The following is an 18,235-nucleotide window of genomic DNA, read 5'->3' on the forward strand; positions in this document are numbered from 1 at the left end:
AAAAGTGGAGGTTACCGTGACAATTGCAGCCCAAGCGGGCGCGATCGAGCGTGAGCGCAGCACGCTCATCGAAGAATCGATCCTGCCCACGACACTTAGCCAGCGACCGATCAGCATGCTGGGATACGCCTGGATCTGGATCGGCATCGCCGTCATTATCGCGACATTCTCGCTCGGCGCCACTGGCGTCGGCGGTGGCATTCCTTTGTCGACCGTCATCTTGACGATCTTTCTTGCCAACATCGGCATCGGCTTGTTCATGCTGCTCACCGCCGATATCGGCACCGAGCACGGGCTTCCCTTTGCCGTCTATCTGCGCGCGCCCTTCGGTATTCACGGAACGCATTTGCCGGCGATCTCGCGCGGTCTCGTCGCCTCAATGTGGTTCGGCATCCAGACCTATCTTGGAGCTCTGGCGCTGAACGGCATCGGCTCGCATTTCCTCGGCTTCGATAACTGGTTCGTCTGGTATGTCGCCTTCGGCATCGTGCAGGTGGTCAACACAGCTTGCGGCATCAAGTCGATCGAACGCCTGGCAGCGCTCGCGGCCCCTTGCATCATCGCGATCTCGCTATGGATGTATTTTACCCTCGAAGGCATCGCCCAGACCAAGGGCATCAACATCTGGAATTTCCATGCCCAGGGCGAGATGTCGCTGCTGGTGCTGTTCATCGCCAATCTAGGTTTCTGGTCGACCATGGCGATCGACATTCCCAACCTGACCCGCTTCGTCAAGACCGAGCCAGGTTCGAAAACCTTCCTCAAGCGCAACAAGAGCATCTTTGCAGCACAGCTGATCGCCTTGCCGGTCACGCAGGCAATGATAGCCGGCATCGGCGGCGTGTCGTTCATCGCCACTGGCAACTGGAACCCGATCGAAGTCATCCAGGCGCAAAGCCAGGGTTTTGCGCTCATCATGCTGCTGGTGTTGGTGGTGCTCGCCCAGTGGTCGACCAACACGGCCGCCAACCTCATTCCGTCGGCCTTGACGCTGGTCAACCTGTCGCCGCGCCACGTCAACTACAAGGTCGGCGTGGTGCTCGCCGGCATCATCGGCACGCTGTGCTTTCCATGGCTGATCCTTGACAACCTGTTCGTCTTCCTCGGCTATTACGGTGCATTCCTGTCGGCGATCGGCGGCATCATGACGGCCGACTATTACCTGATCCGTCGCCGTCGGGTGAACGTGCCCGACCTCTATCGCATGAACGGGCAGTTCCGCTATTCGGGTGGCATCAACTGGGCGGGCATGATCGCCTGGATTGCCGCCGGCAGCGTCGCGGCCTGGTATTCGAGCTACGCTTTCATCATCGGCTTTCCGCTCGGTCTCGTTCTCTACTACGTTCTGATGAAGATCGTCGTGCTGCCGCGCAATCCGCAGCAGGAAATCGAAAGCGGCTTTGATGATCGCTTCCTAGCCACGTCCGTCGGCAAGAGCTGGGTCTATACCGGCAATGGCGATTTCCAGCGGGCGGGTTCAGCTGAATTAGGTGCTGGCGACGGTCGCGAGGATATGTAGCCGAAAACATCGCCATGCAGACCAGCCATGCCACGGCGGAATAGGCGTGGCATGGCTCTGACTTTGCGGGCCCGTCCTTAGCTCGGGCGTCTAAATGGTGGCCCGGCAGCCTCTATGACTTGCATTGGTCGTATCGTATAGGATATAAGGCATCCACTTATCCTATATCTTACGGCTCCCATATGAAACTGGCCTTTCTCGGTGTTAGCCACTGGCATTCGACGATGCATGCGAAGGCCGCGCTGGCGGCGGGAGCGGAGATCGCCATGGCTTGGGATCCGTCCGCGGAAGCGGTACGGCTCTTTGCCGACAAGTTCGGCTGCGCGGTGGCGTCGAGGCTGGATCAGGCGCTTGCCGGAGCCGATCTCGCTGTTGTCATGGGCGTCCGTTCGAAATAGCCGAACGCGGGCTGGCCGTCATCGAGGCTGGCGTTCCGCTGCTGATCGAAAAGCCGATAGGCATTTCGGCTCGGGCCGCCGATCCGCTTGTCGCCGCCGGCCAGGGCAAAAATGCCTTTGTCGCCGTAGCGCTGCCGCACGGGCTCGGCATGATGGCGGCACTGCGCGACCTCGATACGGCCGGCCGTCTCGGGGCGATCTCGCATTCGCATTTCCGCCTCATCAACGGTCCGCCACAGCGTTATGTCGATGACGGCGTCGGCTGGGTTCTGGATCGCGCCATCGGCGGCGGTGGCGCCCTGCGCAATCTGGGCATCCATGGCATCAACGCCTTCCTGACGCTTGCAGGCGATCAGAAGGTCGATGTCGTTAGCGCCTCGTTCGGTCGCCCGATCCACGGCACCGAGGTCGAGGACTATGCGGCCGTTGTGCTCAGTGCGGCCGATGGCACGCTGGGGCTGGTCGAGGCAGGTTACACCTTCGCCTCGATGAAGCGCGGCATCTTCGAATGGCGCGTCTCGGCGAAGAACGCCACGCTCAGCGACTTCGGCGACCGCATCGCCCTTTCCACGCTCGACGACGAGGGCCAGCGCGACCTGCCGGTTACCCCGCCGGCGCGCCGCTACGACGACGTCATGACTGATACGCTGAAACGGCTAGCCCAGGGACGGCCGCCGGCCGTGTCGCTCGCCGATTGCCGCCGCGCCATGGCAATCATCGACCATTGCTACGAAATTCAGGGAGTCTGACATGCTCAGGGTTGGCATCATTGGCGCGGGCCATTTCGGCGCAGCACATGCGCAGGCGCTGCGCTCGGTTACGGGCGCGACGCTGGTAGCAGCCTGCCGCAACGACGCCGAAGGGCTGAAGTCGTTCACCAACGAATATGGCGGCAGGGGCTACCTCGACTATCGTGACATGCTCGCCGATCCTGAGGTGGACACGGTCGTGGTGGCGCTGCCGCATCACCTGCACACCGACGTCGCCATTGCCTGCGCCGAGGCCGGCAAACACATCATGATCGAAAAGCCGCTGGCGCCGACGGTCGCCGAGTGCCGCAGGATCCTCGCCGCCGCCGACAAGGCCGGCGTGACGCTGATGCCGAGCCACACCATGCGCTTTTCGCTGCCGTTCCTGGCGGCCAAGCGGCTCATCGACAGCGGTGAACTCGGGAGTACCAAAATCTGTGGGGTATCAAGCGGCCATTGCGGTTTCTGACTGGGGGGCGGAATTGTTGCTGGCCAGTCCGGGATACCACTGCTCGAACTTTCTGCGCAGCGTCCCGTCGAGCGCGCGGGTTCGGGTCTGCAGCATGAGATGTGCCCCTTCCTTCGACCATCGCATCTGCTGAAGCTTTGAGAAGCGCTTGCCGACCACGACATTGACGGTCGACTCCACGAACGCCGTCGAAACCCGTTCGCCATAGCGGCGGCGCTCGGCGTAGTTCGGGATCATGCCGGCGTTGTTGGCGATGTAGGTGTTGAATTCTCCCGCCGCCTTCCGGAATGCCTTCATGCTGGGATAATCGGTTTCGACCGCATCGAGATCATCGATGAGCCACTCGATGCAGGGCAGCGCCTGGCGGCGGTTGCCGTTCCACAGATAGCCCTTGATGCGCTTCAACTCGCGGGCGGTGTCTTCGGCTTCGCTTGGATTATGATGCGCCAGCCCCTTGGCGTACTGGCCGAGAACGGTCAGCCGCATGGTGATATGAAACCAGTCGAGCACATGCTCGGCGCATGGAGACATGGCAACCGCCATGTTGCGGACGCTATCGCCACCGTCGGTGAGGAAGGTGATGTCCTGGTTCATCTGAAAGCCTTGCTCGCGCAGCACCTCTCGCAAGCGGCGGCGGGGCTTGTCGTCATGGCTCTGGACCAGGCCGAAATACCGGTTCTTCCGATCTTCCGGAATCGATTTTCCGACCATGACCTCGAAATGGCTCTGCCTGCCGTCGCGGGCGCGGACATATCCACCATCCACACCGACGACGATCGGGCCTTCGGGGATGGGCAACTGCGCCCACATCCGTGGAAAGCCTTCGATGAAGGAGGGGCGCTCGTCGCCGAGCTCCGCTTCGGCGCGTGCGGCTATGCGATGAAGATGGTTGCGGACCGTTTCGGCGTTCAGCGTAGAACCGATCGGCAAGACATCCTTCAGAAGATCGACGGTGACGCCGAAGGAGACCAGCGAGGCCCATTTGGTCTCAAGGTAGAGCAGTTCGGGCGCAACGTGTTCGGAAAACAGCGTCGTCAGCGGGCTGAAGGTCCGGGTCTGACCGGCATCGCAAGCGCAGCGGTGAAGCCGCGGACTGGAAACCGGCACGTCGCCAAATGGCGTTCGGAAGCGGATCGATGTGCTGCCCTTGCTCGTCTGTGCTCGGCCGCATTGTTGGCAACAGCGCCGTTCGGCGGCAAAGGTTGCCGCTTGCGCCGCAACGATGTGCTCCTGCAGGCGGCCAAGCAGATCCTTGGCCTCGGCGAGCGACAATCCGATTGCCTCAAGCTGGTCATGGGGTTTGTCGAATCTCAAAATCTCTTCATCGCAAATGCTGCCGTCCGCTGCGGCGATCCGCAGCTTGATCTCAATCTTCATTGCTTGCCTTTAACCCCGGTTTTGCAGAATGCACGGAGAAGAAGCACGAGCCATGCCTTCAGCTCCCGAGCGGCGATACTCATATGAGCCATTGATACATCAGCCGCCGGTGCTCATCCTGGCGAAAGCCGGTGTTCACGTCCCGCAGAGAAAACCGGCAGGCGAGAAACGGCGCGCGAGACCGGGACCGGTCAATTGCGCGTTCGACCGCCTGACGTGCTTCATCATCATCGAGCATGGCACGGTTGCCATTGAAAACAACCTGCTCGACAAAATCCGCCATGGTTGCCAGGTCATCCATGGTGTCCGGGCCAAGCGCGTCATCACGCCGCGCGAGATACCTGTCCGGGCCGCCACAATCCTCCGGCGGGCAGGCGCCCGCGCCGCCGACGCAGACCGGATAGCGCCCGCGTTCCTTCGCCACTTCCCGGTCTTCGACGCGGACTTCATGCTCCCACCAGTCGCCCATGTCATAGACGTAGGCAAACTTGGCGTTCTTGCGGAACCCAAAGCTGTCGAGCGTCTTGTCAGGCGGTTCAGTGCAAATATCCGACGAACCGTAACGAACCGCGCGTATCCTGAACTCAAAGAGATGCAAGCTCTCCCAGCCCATGGCCACCTGGATTACGCCGTGAAGCTCCCGCAACGAATAGCTCTCCGGAACCAGGACACGTCGCCACACCATCGGGCTCAGACCAAGCAGACGGATTTTGAGCTGGAGGATGGACCCCGTGGACGTCGGCAATGATGGGGATGTGGATGGCATATCCGGTTCGACATTTTCAACGACAAAAGCCTACCCAGCCTTCAGCCCACCGGCTACCAACACCCCACAGATTTTGGTACTCCCCTATTCGAAGGAATGGGCGGCCTAACCCGCGTCCTGCTGCCCGAATGCAACCCGCCGGCGAAAGTCCGGTAGGGCCGCCTTGGCCACGGCATAGACCACCTCCATGCCGAGAAGCGGGTCCATGCCCCTATCGGCTCTATCGGCAAGTTCCTCGAGCACAAGCATGTTCACCGGCGCCTCGTCTCCAGCCAGGTCGATGATGTCAAAATCCGGGAGGATACATTCCTCGCTGAAATGTGGCTGGATCGCTTCTGCAAGCTGCCGATAGCTCTCATCGCCCTGATTGGCCGCGACGGCAACTGCAGTGCCGGCGATCAGGTCGGCGAGCTGCACCGCCGCGTGGTCCGACGACGACACGAATGAAATCGGCTTTGCCATATTCCAGGTCAGTCGGACCCGCTTACCCAACGCTTCCATGTAGACCGGGTCGGGCCGGTTGACCATGACGTCGTAGATGCCCGCGAGCGCGCGAAGCGGCTTGGAGTCGTCACACACCACTTCGAGCAGGGGGTGCCGCTCGGCCCAGTTCCGGAGATGGTCGGTCACGGCACTGATCGTCAGATCAAGGACCCACTTGCCGTTGTCACCCGTCAATTGAAGGTTGCGGGTCTCCCTGGCGATGGTGACATTGTACCCGCGGGCGAAGCGCAGGATCGGACCGAGCAGCATGTTGAAGTGTTGTTCGTCCGGACTACCGAACAGAGCCGGAGCATCGACCGGATCCAGCGATCGCATGAAACGCTCGAACTGCACGGCAAGCTCCTCGGCGCCTTCGCCAGAGGCCACCATTTGCATGTAGAGATAGGTCGCTACGAACCGATGGAGGTTGTGGTGGTAGAACAGCATGTTGTTGCGCTGCAGGACCGGCTCGTAGATATACTCGAAGAACTTCGCGGCAAGGCTCAGACGCTTGTCATAGAGCGTCGCGATGTAACGCCCCTCAATGCGCCCGAGTATCTCGGCCACCATCGCCCGGCCACGCGGCCGTCTCAGCAGCTTCGCAGCCTTCAACTCGCCCATCTGCAAATGATGCCGCGAGCGTAGCTCGCCCACGATAGCGTTGGCCTCATCCAATTCGAGGTCTACGGACGCATAGGCGAAGAAGGGCTGGGCGGCGTCGAGCATGCGGTTCCCAGTGAAACCCGCCTCGTCGCATGAGATCAGTCGTGGGAGGATCGTTGTGGACATGGACTGTTTCTCGGCGCCGGCCGTCGATCTGACCTCGCCGGCCGGTTTGGGGGTTGATACTCAAGGGTTGATAATTGCCACAGACGGCGCTATCTATCAACCTTAGTATCAACCAAGGTGGGCGCTGGCCCGCCGGCCAGCGAGTAACGATGAGCGCGGAGCAGATCTCCCAGGAAACCCAAATTGATCCACTCGTGCGAGCAGTTGCAGAGGCCCGGGCGCGAGACGCCGGCAAGAGCGTGTCTGACTACCTGGCCGACCTGCTGATGATCGCGCCGTCGCCGTCGCTCCCTCATTTGCTCACGGCGGGCGCCGGGCATGCCACTGAGCAATTGGGGGAGGCCTGGCACAGCAGCTTCAGCAAGCACCTGATCGATACGGCCCGCGACATCCGCGACCGAAACGACGCCGATCATTGGTCGAAGCTGGTTGCAGGACCCACGCCATGGGTTGCGTCCGAAGCGACGGCCAGTCCGGCTCTCCGCCTCGTCTTCGTGTTCAACTATCGTATCCAGAGCGCGGCGTTGCTGATGAGCGCTGCGTTCGAAGAGGCAGCCGTTAACGACTTCGATTTCGCCAAGGCACGATCGGTCTCGCGCCGAAGCAGCACATCCCGAACCTGGTACAACAGCATTGTCCACAATGTCGTCGACTGCTCGCGGCAGCTTCGAAACGCGCTCGTTCACGAGTGGAAGCCGACACCTCGAGCTGAACGTCTTGCCATCGATGCCTTCGTCATTCTCAGCGACCTAACGCCTGCTCGCAACGAGCTGCTTCGTCTCTGCCGCTATGACCGGCCGCGAGCCTTCTCGCAGCTTGCCCGGCATGTGGAGCTCGCCGCGGACCAGTTTCGATTGTCCGCCGATCTGCTCGCAGAGGTCGAAGGTGCCTCGCGTCCCCAGGAATTGCCGTCGGAAGCACGCTTCGCTGAGACGACGCGCCTATTGCTCCAGCGTGCAGGGGGAGGGCTCTCGCTCACCGAAGCGGCGAAACTCCTCGGCACAAGCCGGCAGGCGCTCCACAAGCGGGTCAAGTCCGGCTCGGCGCTTGGGATGATGGAGGGTGATGAGCTTGTCCTGCCGAAATTCCAGTTCGTCGAAGAGGATGATCGCACGTCAATCCTCGATGGTTTGGCGAAGGTCATCAAACTATTCGACGCCAGCAGGGCCGGCCGATGGTCCGCCCTGCAGTTCCTCATTGAGCAGGATCCCAGTCTCGCAAGGGCACCGGTCGACGTGCTCAAAACCGGAGAGGTGCAACAGGTCGCCAATGCCGCGGCCGCGTATCTCGATGTGGACGAGGAATAGGCTTGCCCACGTCGTTCGCCCCCACAGCACGCTTCCCGGCGGGCCTGCTCCCGATGGAACTCGACGCGGGCGAGATCATGGTCCGCATTCATCGAAAAGGGCAGGGTGCGGTCTTCTTCGGGCCACCTGCCGGCAGGCCGCCTCAAAACCGTTTCGACGCCCCGGCGGGTGAATATGGGGTCCTCTATGCCGCGCGCAGGCTCGAGGGCGCCTTCGTGGAAACCTTGCTTCGCCGACCCTCCGGACGGATCGTCAGGCGTGACTTCATCGAGGAGCGCCAGTGGACGCCGCTGCGTCTCCTGCGGCCCGTGACTGTCGCGAAAATCATGGATGAGGGTCTGCTGTTTCACGGAGTCGACGCTTCGGTGAGCGCCAGCGACGACTATGCTCCCTCAAGGGCCTTGGCGCTCGATCTCTACAATGACTTTCCCTCCCTCGAGGGGTTGGCCTATCGCTCGAGGCACAACAATGGCGAGATCTGCTACGCGCTGTTCGATCGCGTGCCGTCCTCAGACTTGGTCGAGTTGCCGAGTCACCCGTTCGAAGACAACCGGACGCGCGTCGACGAGTTGGTCCGGCTCCATGGCGTGATCCTGGACACCAGTGCACCGATCTAGCATGGGCCTCCTGCCCGCCTCTCAATAGGGGCGCGGGCACCACGGCGGCGCCGTCTGCGCTCGAAGGGAATACCGCTTCCGAAAAGCCCCACTCAGTGTGCTCGAGTACGGTCCTAAGAAGCCGATGAGGGGAAACACCATGCCGTGCATCAGACGAATGCAGCTGTGCAATGCCTACGGATAGGATGTGAAATGGGTCGCATACGTCCAGATGATGCTGGCGCTCGGGCGAGTCTGGCTAGGCGGGAGTCCACGCCAGGGCCAACGTCCAAACTCAAATTGAAATGCGTCTGGGGTCTAGAGTGAGGGACATGCGATTCAATACTACCGACGTGGCTGCTCTAATTTCAGGCTTCACGGGGCCAGATCTGACCAAAACCCTAGGTGGGATCGAATCTTCAGTACGCGGACTGAGTGCGGCAGAATGCATGCAATTCCTGGAGAGTGCGGGCGCGGGTCGCGACGTGCTCGCAGCCGCAGCAGAAATGAAGAGGCTTGCGGGGCAGATCAACGTCACCATCCATGCCCTTGGCATCCTGCTCTGCCTCCCGCATCTTCTCGAGCCTAACGAAAAGATCGAATATGTGTCGCTTGGAGCAGGCAACACCGGGCGGCGCTTCGATCTTGAGACGAATTTCCGCGTCGCTGAATTCAAGTTTATTCACTGGCGTGGCGGACCGGAAGCAATTCGTCAGAATTCGATATTCAAAGACTATTTCTTGCTAGCCGACTATACGACAGACAAGCGAAAATATCTCTACCTGCTCGGCGTCGAACACGCGTTTGCTTTCCTAAATGGTCGCCGTGCTTTAGATAGCGTACTTAGTCGGAACGAGAAGGTGCGGTCTGTCTTTACGGAGCGGTTTGGCGAAAAGTACCGCACTGTGGGCGCCTATTTCGCTGAGCATGGCGATGCCGTGACAATCGAGGATGTGTCCCCGTGGTTGTCAGAACTGGCCGAAACACTGGTTGATGAAGACCCAACGTTCGACGAGCCGAGCGCATAGGCCACCGGATTGCACATGCTCGCGGTATCGAGCAGCGTTCCGGAAAACGGGCTAACCTACACGCGCCGATAGGCGGCGGTACTCGCGGTCAATGTGCTCGAACAGGGCATATTCTGCATCGGTTAACAGGACCTGGCCATACTCTTCATATTGTGCGCGATCGGCGCGACTGACTAGATCTAGGAGTTCAGGCTGGGCGTAACGCACGCTTTTGCGAACCAGTTCGGTAACCCTGCTCAGCGGGAAATCGCCGCCGTACTCGACTTCCGCGCTTGATGATTGCTGCTTGTCGAACAACGCGCGCCAGGCTCGTTTCACGCGCCGCCAGCGCCGCCCATGTGAACTGATTTCGTCCCAAGCGTTTGCGATGCGATGCCGCAAGCGGGGCGAGGCTGTGCCGGTGCTGACCGAGATATGAACGGTGAGAAAAAGCGCTTCCAGTGGTCGGTAGAGCTCTAGCAGGCGTTCTCGATCCTTCGCGAGCGAGAGCCGCCTCTCCTCCTCGAATCGCGCGCCGGCGACAGCGCAGACATTGAAGTGGAAGCTTGCGATGGCAAGGGTCGTATCGCTCTTCCTTCCGCGATGGCCGGTGGACCGTCTTCGAAGGAAATCGGGCGACGCATCGCCTCCGCGTGAGGCAGCGCTCGTCCTTATAAGCCGGGTTGGCAATCGGCGCGTCGTCACCGCCCTTGACGCGAACGCCGAAGCACTTGGGCTTCGCACCGGCATGCCGGTGGCGAAGGCACAGGCACTCGCGCCGGGGCTGGTCGTCATCGATGCCGATCCACGCGCGGATGCGGAAGGACTGGAGAAGCTGGCGCTCTGGGCCCTGCAACGCATCTCGCCCGTCGTCATGGCCGATCCGCCGGATGGTCTGGTGATCGACACCACGGGCGCCGATCATCTCCATGGCGGCGAGGACGTCATGCTGAGCACGATCGTCCAGCGCTTTGCTGCATCCGGTGTCGAGGCGCGCGCCGCGATCGCCGACACATGGGGCGCGGCGCATGCCGGCGCGCGCTTTGCCGCACGCTCCACCCTGGTCATTCCTCGGGGCGAAACTGCGCCTCTTCTGCGGCGTCTGCCGATCGCGGCGCTGCGGCTGCAACCCGATATTGTCACAGGCCTGCGCACGCTCGGCTTCGATCGTATCGGCGATCTCCTGGATCAACCGCGCGCGCCGCTGGCGCTGCGCTTCGGTCCTGAAATCGGCCGCCGCCTTGATCAGGCGCTTGGCAATGTCGGCGAGCCGATCGAGCCGTTCCGCGAAGCCGAAATCGTCGAGGTCCGGCGCGTCTTCGCTGAGCCGATCGGGGCGGCAGAGACGATTGCCCGCTATACCGCCAGGCTTGTCGAGGCTTTGTGTCAGATCCTGGAAACCAAAGGCCTTGGCGCGCGCCGGCTCGATCTGCTGTTCCATCTCGTCGACAACACGAGGCAAGCCATCCGTGTCGGCACAGCGCAGCCGGTTCGAGACGCAAAACGTCTGACGCGGCTGCTTTGCGAGAAGATCGACACCATCGATCCGGGATTCGGAATTGAGACGATGGAACTGGCAGCGATCCTCGTCGAGCCATTGCGGGATCGGCAGACCATATCCTCGCTGGTCGAGGAACCGCAGGCGGATATTTCGGACCTGATCGATGTCCTTGCGAACCGTGTCGGAGAAAATCGCCTTTGCCGTTTCACGCCCGTCCAAAGCGATGTCCCCGAGCGCTCCGTCGCCTGTGTCCCGCCACTCGCCCCTGAAACGGGCGCGACCTGGGACGGTGACTGGCCGCGGCCGCCGCGCCTGCTGTCCCGGCCGGAACCGATCGAGACCATGGCGCTTCTGCCCGACAATCCGCCGGTGTGGTTTACATGGCGCGGCGTTCGCCGGCGGGTTCGCCGCGCCGACGGACCGAAACGCATTCGGGGAGAATGGTGGAAGCGCGACGCGGAAACCGCGACGGTGCGGGATTATTTCCGGGTCGAGGATGACACCGGCGAGCGCTACTGGCTGTTCCGGTCCGGCGATGGCGAGCGTCCGGAGAGCGGCAGCCAGCGCTGGTTCCTGCACGGGATCTTCGGATGAGCGGGCCGCGCTACGCCGAGCTTCAGGTGACGAGCCATTTTTCGTTCCTGCGCGGTGCGAGCAGTTGCGAGGAACTGTTCGCGACGGCCGCCACGATGGGCGTCGAGGCACTTGCCGTCGTTGATCGAAACAGCCTCGCCGGCGTCGTGCGCGCGCATGAGGCTGCCAAGGCCACCGGACTCCGTCTCGTCGTCGGATGCCGACTTGATCTTGCTGACGGCATGTCGGTGCTCGTCTATCCGACGGACCGCTCAGCCTATGCGCGCCTCTGTCGGCTGCTGTCCCTTGGAAAGGGCAGGGCGGGCAAGGCGAAATGCCATTTGGAATGGTCCGATGTCGTTGCCTACGGCGAAGGACTGATTGCAGTGCTGGTGCCGGACGTTGCCGATGAGACCTGCGCCATGCAGCTGCGCCGGCTGCGGGAGTCCTTTGGCAATCGCGCCTATATAGCGCTGACACTACGCCGGCGCCCCAACGATCAGCTTCGCCTTTGGGAGCTGTCCGACATGGCGACCGCCGTGCGTGTCCCCACGGTCGTGACCAATGACGCGCTCTTTCACGAGCCGGGCCGCCAGGTCCTGCAGGATGTCGTCACCGCGATCCGCCACAACGTCACCATCGACGAGCTCGGACATCGGCGCGAGCGTTTCGCCGATCGCTACCTGAAACCGCCCGAAGAAATGCACCGGCTGTTCGGCCGCTACCCGGAAGCGCTCGCCCGCACGATCGAGATCATGGAGCGCTGCCCGTTCAAGCTCGACGAGCTTGCCTATCAGTATCCCGAAGAGAAGCTCTATCCCGACCTTACCCCTCAGCAGGCGCTCGAAAAGTTGACCTGGGAAGGGGCCGTCGACCGCTATCCGGAAGGACTGCCTTCCAAGGTCCGGCGCAACCTCGAGCACGAATTACGCCTGATCGAGAAGCTCGAATATGCACCCTACTTCCTCACGGTGAACTCGATCGTGCGTTTTGCGCGCTCAAAGGAAATCCTGTGCCAGGGACGCGGCTCGGCCGCCAACTCAGCGGTCTGCTACGTGCTCGGCATCACCTCGATCGATCCGGATCGCAATGACCTGCTGTTCGAACGCTTTGTTTCGGAAGAACGCCGAGAACCGCCCGACATCGACGTCGACTTTGAACACGAAAGGCGCGAGGAAGTCATCCAGTGGGTCTACGAGACCTATGGACGCGACCGCGCCGCGCTTTGTTCGACGGTCATCCGGTATCGCTCCAAAGGGGCCGTTCGCGACGTCGGTAAAGCGCTCGGCCTGCCGGAGGACCTGACCAAGACATTGTCCTCGCAGGTCTGGGGCTGGTCCGAAGGCGTCGAGCAGAAGCATGCCGAAGGGCTGAACCTCAACATGGGCGATCGCCGTCTGAGGCTGGCGCTGGAGCTTGCGCATCAACTCGTCGGAACACCCCGTCACCTATCCCAGCATCCGGGCGGATTCGTTTTGACCCGCGATCGGCTCGATGAGCTCGTACCGATCGAGCCTGCGGCCATGGCCGATCGCCAGGTCGTGGAATGGGACAAAGACGACGTTGATGCCTTGAAGATGATGAAGGTCGACGTGCTGGCGCTCGGCATGCTGTCGTGCATGCGCCGCGGCTTCGATCTTCTCGCCGAACACAAGGACATCCGGCTCGACCTCGCGACGATTCCGGCCGAGGATCCGCGCACCTACGGCATGATCCGCAAGGCCGATACGCTCGGCACCTTCCAGATCGAGAGCCGCGCCCAGATGGCGATGCTGCCGCGCATCAAACCGCGGACCTTCTACGATCTGGTCATCGAGGTCGCGATCGTGCGGCCGGGACCGATCCAGGGTGACATGGTCCACCCCTATCTCAGGCGACGAGAGGGCAAGGAGGATGTCATCTATCCCAAGCCCGAGCTTGAGGCCGTGCTCGGCAAGACGCTCGGCGTGCCGTTGTTTCAGGAGCAGGCGATGCGGGTGGCGATCGAATGCGCCGGGTTTACCGCCGGCGAGGCCGACCAGCTCCGCCGCGCCATGGCAACTTTTAAGCACACGGGCGGCGTCTCGAAATTCGGTGAAAAGCTCGTCCAGGGCATGGTCGATAACGGCTATGATCGGGAATTTGCCGAGCGGACTTTCAAGCAGTTGGAGGGCTTTGGCTCCTATGGCTTTCCCGAAAGCCATGCAGCCAGTTTCGCTCTCATCGCCTATGCGAGCTCCTGGCTCAAATGCTGGCACCCGGACGTGTTCTGTGCGGCACTTTTGAACGCCCAGCCCATGGGCTTCTATGCGCCGGCGCAAATCGTGCGCGACGCGGTTGAGCATGGCGTCGAAATCCGCCCCGTCTGTGTCAATTCAAGCCGTTGGGATTGCACGCTCGAACCCCGGGACGCCGATGATGGCCGGTTCGCCGTTCGCCTCGGCTTGCGTCTGGTCAAGGGACTGGGAAATGCGGAAGCCGCGCGCCTCGTCTCCTGCCGTGCCGAGCAGCCATTCCGCTCGGTCGATGATCTTTGGCGGCGCGCCGCCATTCGCGCCGCGGCCCTCAGTGAGCTTGCCGAGGCCGATGCGTTCCGGCCCTCCATCGGCCTTGCCCGGCGGGAGGCACTTTGGTCGATCAAGGCGCTACGCGACGAACCGTTACCGCTATTCGCCGCGGCGGCAGTCCGGGAAGCCTTGCCGGTCGCCGAGCAGACGGAGCCAACCGTCTCGTTGCGGCCGATGACTGCCGGCAGCGAAGTCGTCGAGGATTACGGTCATGTCGGGCTGACGCTGCGCCAGCATCCCGTTTCCTTTCTGCGGAAGGACCTCGCGGCCCGGCGATTCCTGACCAGCGCCGACGCTGTCGCTTCGCGTGACCGGCGTTGGGTCGATGTCGCCGGCCTGGTCCTCGTCCGGCAGCGGCCGGGTTCGGCGAAGGGTGTCATGTTCATGACCATCGAGGACGAAACCACTGTCGCCAACATCGTCATCTGGGAGAAGGTCTTCAAGCAGTTTCGCCGGACCGTCCTTGGTGCCGGCATGATCGGGATCAAGGGCAGGGTGCAGCGCGAAGGCGAGGTGGTCCATATCGTCGCCCACCAACTCGTTGATCTCTCCGCGGAACTCGCCAGTGTCGGCTCGCGCGACACGAGGTTCCCTTTTCCGCACGGGAGGGGCGACGAGTTCCACCATGGATCGCCAGCCCCGGATTCGAGAGGTCTGCAGAAAGCGTGGGATCTCGCGCACGGCTACGGGCATACCAACCAAATCCAGGTGAAGACGCGGGATTTTCGGTAGGCAAAGCACGATTTCGTAAAAGAAAAATATGCTTCAGCATAAAGCCCGCTCTGATGGGGAACGCAAATGTTGCGAGCAAGGTTGACGTTTTCGGGCAACGCGCAGCCACGTCGAAAAAGTTGAATTCCCGACCCCGCGAATGGCCAGGCGGAAATTCAGGTAAACGAGACTGGGCCGTTGCTGACACCCAATGTCGGCAGCGGAGCGTCGTTGCCTGCGTCGCACGCGGCACGCCATTGGTCGAAGCGGCTTGACTCCGAATATGCGCAGCAATACATATGCATGATGATGCAACAAAGCATATTTCAGATGTTGGCTGACCCTACGCGGTTTCGTATCGTCGAGGCTTTGGCAGGCGGCGAGCGGGCCGTGGGCGACCTGGTTCAGGCCGTCGACATCGATCAGTCCGGCGTTTCGCGGCACCTGCGGATCCTCGACGAAGCCGGCTTCGTCACGATGAGGCCTGACGGGGCGAGGCGCCTTTATTCGCTCCGGCCCGAGCCGTTCCAGGCGATCGACGAATGGGTTCGGAGCTATCGCGAGCTTTGGGAGGGCCGGCTCGATCGGTTTGACGCCGCCTTGGCGCGACGGCGTGGCGCGCTGCAACGCGAGGGGGGAAAGTGATGATAGAGGCCAGCGAGCCGGGCGCAGCTACGATCAGGCTGGAGCGGGTTTACGACGCATCGGTGGACGAGGTCTGGGCGCTATGGGCCACCAGGGAAGGGCTCGAGGCGTGGTTCGCGCCCGAGGGCATGCGCTTCGAGTTATTGACTCTCGATCTGCGAGTCGGTGGTGCCTTCGAACACGTGATGACGGCGGTGGGCGCCGAGCAGGTCGCCTATTTTGCGAACCGGAACAGATCGTCAACGGCGCGGGTGAGCGGTCGGTTCGTCGAGATCGTGCCTCACCGGCGCCTGCGAATCCGCTTCGACATCGACTTCGTCCCGGGCGTCCAGGCCTATCCCTACGACATGATGGTCGAGCTTCACCCCGAGGCCGGGCGAGTCCGGATGGTGCTGACGGCCGATCGCCACCCGGACCCCGAGATGACACGCGGCGCAATCGCCGGACTGACCAGCCAGCTGCAACGGTTTGACTTAGCCATAAAAGCACGAGTAGCAAAGGAGCAACGACCGTAATGCGACCTCTTCTCTATTCCATCAACGTCACGCTCGATGGCTGCGTCGACCACAGGGCCATACCCACGGACGAGGCGCTGCAGCAAGAACAACTGCGTGCAACACATCAGCACGCCACCGAGAGTATCGGCCGGGCCGATGCTCTGCTCTTTGGCCGCGTCACCTACCAGATGATGGAAGAGGCGTGGAGGCATGAGACGCGGACCATCACGCCGCCTGACTGGACCGAGCCTTTCGCGCGCACCATCGACGCAATGAAGAAATACGTCGTTTCAAACACACTCGAGCGGGTCGATTGGAACGCGGAACGGGTTAGCGGTAACCTCGGCGAGGCGGTCCGGAAGCTCAAGCAGCAGCCGGGCAGGGCGCTGTTCACGGGCGGCGTAAAGCTGCCGATGGCGCTGGCGGAGCTGGGCCTGATCGACGAGTATGAATTCGTGGTACAGCCCAGGCTTGCCGGTCATGGGCCCACCTTGTTCGCCGGGCTCTCCAAATATATCGAGTTGAAGCTCGTCGACCGGCAAGAGCTCAGCTCAGGCGCTGTAGCGCTGCGCTACGAGCCGAGAAGGTAACGCGTGAGCCCGCCCCCTACATGGCCGGCCTGATCCCAGTTGTCCTAGTAGATAGCGTGCCGCGCTTTGCGCCGCGTCCCGAACTGGTAGGCGCGACGTTGGGCCTTGCTCGGCATCCTCTGAATTGCCCGAGGCTAGATGGTTGTTTCAGCGGAATGATTGCCAGATGCAAACCGGCAGCGAATGACCCCTGCCGATTGTCAGATTGATCCCGACGCTCATGAGGGGCGAAGGTTATCGAGTAGGCCGGCAATATCGACATTAAGCCTTCCAGCGATCCGGTACTCCCTTGCTTGACCTCGGCCCATTGAGTTTTTTGTCCAGGATCCTTCGATGAGTCCCCTTCTTCCAAGGGCGCCAAGAACCTCATCGGCAGCACCGCGCGTCATCCCGGTGACAGCGACAATATTGGAAATCGTTATCGGCTCGCCCTTGCAGTGCAGGTCTAGGATAACCGTTACCATCGCGTATTGCCGTAGTCGTGCGCCTGGCGTCTCGCCGGCCAGCGGGAATCCAACGACCTGATGCAGCATCACATCGTGAATAAGCTGGAAGCCAAGCTTCGCCCTTGCCTCGGAACTACCCGTTGTCATTATCCGGTTTCGAAGCCATCGCTCGCGGTGCGCCCCCGCTCTGCGATGCTCATTGACCCCTTGGTGATCGGGGAGTTCGAAACCGTACCAGACGGCCCCATGGCCTTTAGCTCGGTGAGCCTGTTGTATACGCCACAGGCTCCCCGACCATAAGGTCAAGGAGGTTGGAATCATCCCGGTTGATTCCATACCGCTGGTAAGGGTTTCGACGCCCTTGAGGCAGTGCGTCGCTGCCTCAACTGAATCCATACCGAAAACGAACGGATTTGTCGCGGTCTCTTCGCGTTTTAGACGAAGGAAGGCGTCCGGACCGGAGAAAGGTCGATGCTGGGTGGCCAGAGGCGAGGTCGAGGCGGTGCGGCAGGCTCGACCGTGTTTGCTGCGGGCGCTTTCGTCCGCTTTTTGCTTGGGGCAGTCGCGTTCGCGCGACCGCGCCTCAGTCGCCGGCAGCAGGACGGCCTTCGGCAATGAGCCGCAGAAGCTCAGCCCTGGGTACGGAACTGTTGCTGACGTAAGCGGCAACGATCTCCGTGGTCAGGCCGATCAAATTGGCTGTCGGCTTTTGATGGTGGCGACATCGTCGGTACAGGAAGAACCGGTCCTCGCAAAGACCTTGATGATAGCGGCATGCATCAGCCGGCGCTGTCTGCGGCATGAATCCGCGACGGTTCGTGCTGGAAATGCGGCTCAGGCGCAAAGACCACCCCCGCTCTTATCGGCTTATTTCCCTTGTTCCAGCCCGGACCTTGTCGATCAACCCGCGAGGGGTCGGACTACGCAAGCGTGCCGCCGCTTATGGCTTCGCCAACGCGGTGATCGCGGTCCAGGCCGGAACCGACGGGCGCCTGTCGAGCGGGGAATGGTCCCCGCAGCTACGGGAGTCACACCATGTCGCAAGAACTCAGCCTCGCTCAGAACCACGCCTGGAACCTCGCGCGCACCCTGATGACGCCGGTCATCCTCTTCAAGGTCGATGAAGACGCATACGGCGTTCTTCCTGCCGACGACCTCGATGACGACGAGGTCAACGCCCTCTACTTTTACGACCCCTACACGGGTGGCCAGCCGGTTCATTGAACCGTCTCTTGCCCGGCGTGCCGCTTGCGAGCGGCAGGCCGC

Annotated in this window: 15 protein-coding genes and 3 pseudogenes; 13 read left to right on the top strand and 5 right to left on the bottom strand. The window is 61.8% G+C overall.

The genetic code is table 11. The features are described from left to right. Positions 1 to 16: 16 nt before the first annotated feature. From B015_RS0129825 to B015_RS32015, 3 genes and pseudogenes are all read left to right on the top strand, one after another. Complete coding sequence (locus B015_RS0129825) at positions 17 to 1,519, top strand: NCS1 family transporter (protein WP_026227907.1); 1,503 nt, start codon at positions 17 to 19, stop codon at positions 1,517 to 1,519. A 182-nt stretch (positions 1,520 to 1,701) separates the two neighbouring features. Further along, a pseudogene (locus tag B015_RS34200) lies at positions 1,702 to 2,666 on the top strand (Gfo/Idh/MocA family oxidoreductase). A 1-nt stretch (position 2,667) separates the two neighbouring features. Further along, positions 2,668 to 3,093 (top strand): annotated as a pseudogene (locus B015_RS32015) (Gfo/Idh/MocA family oxidoreductase); the annotation flags it as partial. Positions 3,094 to 3,111: 18 nt separating this feature from the next. Here the strand turns inward: B015_RS32015 and B015_RS33150 are convergent. The 3 genes from B015_RS33150 to B015_RS0129850 form a co-directional block, all read right to left on the bottom strand. Then, complete coding sequence (locus B015_RS33150) at positions 3,112 to 4,512, bottom strand: ISKra4-like element ISUnCu7 family transposase (protein ID WP_018431432.1); 1,401 nt, start codon at positions 4,510 to 4,512, stop codon at positions 3,112 to 3,114. Between the two features lie 79 nt (positions 4,513 to 4,591). Continuing rightward, a complete protein-coding gene (locus B015_RS0129845) occupies positions 4,592 to 5,278 on the bottom strand; it encodes a plasmid pRiA4b ORF-3 family protein (protein ID WP_157632964.1) in 687 nt (228 codons plus the stop codon). 105 nt (positions 5,279 to 5,383) lie between these two features. Then, entirely contained in the window at positions 5,384 to 6,550 is a 1,167-nt protein-coding gene (locus B015_RS0129850; protein WP_157632965.1) for a DUF3800 domain-containing protein, read from the bottom strand. Between the two features lie 149 nt (positions 6,551 to 6,699). Here B015_RS0129850 and B015_RS0129855 point away from each other — a divergent pair, with 149 nt between their 5' ends. The 3 genes from B015_RS0129855 (at position 6,700) to B015_RS0129865 (ending at position 9,481) form a co-directional block, all read left to right on the top strand. Then, positions 6,700 to 7,857 (top strand): hypothetical protein, encoded by a 1,158-nt coding sequence (locus tag B015_RS0129855; RefSeq protein ID WP_018431435.1) that lies wholly within the window; start codon positions 6,700 to 6,702, stop codon positions 7,855 to 7,857. 2 nt (positions 7,858 to 7,859) lie between these two features. Then, positions 7,860 to 8,474: an RES family NAD+ phosphorylase gene (locus B015_RS32970; RefSeq protein WP_245262448.1), complete on the top strand. Its 615-nt coding sequence runs from the start codon at positions 7,860 to 7,862 to the stop codon at positions 8,472 to 8,474. A gap of 311 nt (positions 8,475 to 8,785) precedes the next feature. After that, positions 8,786 to 9,481 (top strand): hypothetical protein, encoded by a 696-nt coding sequence (locus tag B015_RS0129865; RefSeq protein ID WP_026227909.1) that lies wholly within the window; start codon positions 8,786 to 8,788, stop codon positions 9,479 to 9,481. Between the two features lie 51 nt (positions 9,482 to 9,532). On the opposite strand, the gene B015_RS0129870 is transcribed toward B015_RS0129865, so the two are convergent. Then, positions 9,533 to 9,778 (bottom strand): hypothetical protein, encoded by a 246-nt coding sequence (locus B015_RS0129870; RefSeq protein ID WP_026227910.1) that lies wholly within the window; start codon positions 9,776 to 9,778, stop codon positions 9,533 to 9,535. A gap of 201 nt (positions 9,779 to 9,979) precedes the next feature. On the opposite strand from B015_RS0129870, the pseudogene B015_RS34205 reads away from it, so the two are divergent. The 6 genes and pseudogenes from B015_RS34205 to B015_RS0129895 form a co-directional block, all read left to right on the top strand. Beyond that, positions 9,980 to 10,075 (top strand): annotated as a pseudogene (locus B015_RS34205) (damage-inducible protein); the annotation flags it as partial. Next, complete coding sequence (locus B015_RS0129875; RefSeq protein ID WP_018431439.1) at positions 10,032 to 11,555, top strand: DNA polymerase Y family protein; 1,524 nt, start codon at positions 10,032 to 10,034, stop codon at positions 11,553 to 11,555. The pseudogene B015_RS34205 and the gene B015_RS0129875, both read left to right, overlap by 44 nt. After that, on the top strand, positions 11,552 to 14,812 hold the full coding sequence (locus B015_RS0129880) for an error-prone DNA polymerase (RefSeq protein ID WP_018431440.1): 3,261 nt from the start codon (positions 11,552 to 11,554) through the stop codon (positions 14,810 to 14,812). Before B015_RS0129875 ends, B015_RS0129880 begins: the two co-directional genes overlap by 4 nt. 177 nt (positions 14,813 to 14,989) lie before the next feature. Beyond that, positions 14,990 to 15,436 carry a metalloregulator ArsR/SmtB family transcription factor gene (locus B015_RS0129885; RefSeq protein WP_245262449.1) on the top strand — a complete coding sequence of 149 codons (447 nt, stop codon included), beginning with the start codon at positions 14,990 to 14,992 and terminating at the stop codon, positions 15,434 to 15,436. Further along, a complete protein-coding gene (locus tag B015_RS0129890) occupies positions 15,436 to 15,951 on the top strand; it encodes an SRPBCC domain-containing protein (protein WP_018431442.1) in 516 nt (171 codons plus the stop codon). The genes B015_RS0129885 and B015_RS0129890 overlap by 1 nt, the downstream gene beginning before the upstream one ends. After that, positions 15,951 to 16,523, top strand: a complete 573-nt coding sequence (locus B015_RS0129895) for a dihydrofolate reductase family protein (protein WP_018431443.1) — start codon at positions 15,951 to 15,953, stop codon at positions 16,521 to 16,523. The genes B015_RS0129890 and B015_RS0129895 overlap by 1 nt, the downstream gene beginning before the upstream one ends. A 218-nt stretch (positions 16,524 to 16,741) precedes the next feature. Here B015_RS0129895 and B015_RS0129900 read toward each other — a convergent pair whose 3' ends face one another. Continuing rightward, positions 16,742 to 17,584 carry a hypothetical protein gene (locus tag B015_RS0129900; RefSeq protein WP_245262450.1) on the bottom strand — a complete coding sequence of 281 codons (843 nt, stop codon included), beginning with the start codon at positions 17,582 to 17,584 and terminating at the stop codon, positions 16,742 to 16,744. Between the two features lie 420 nt (positions 17,585 to 18,004). Here B015_RS0129900 and B015_RS0129910 point away from each other — a divergent pair, with 420 nt between their 5' ends. Next, the gene (locus tag B015_RS0129910) at positions 18,005 to 18,193 is read left to right on the top strand and encodes a hypothetical protein (protein WP_011578758.1); all 189 of its coding nucleotides are present in this window, start codon (positions 18,005 to 18,007) and stop codon (positions 18,191 to 18,193) included. Positions 18,194 to 18,235 lie beyond the last annotated feature (42 nt).

The organism is Hoeflea sp. 108, from assembly GCF_000372965.1.
GTDB lineage: Bacteria > Pseudomonadota > Alphaproteobacteria > Rhizobiales > Rhizobiaceae > Aminobacter.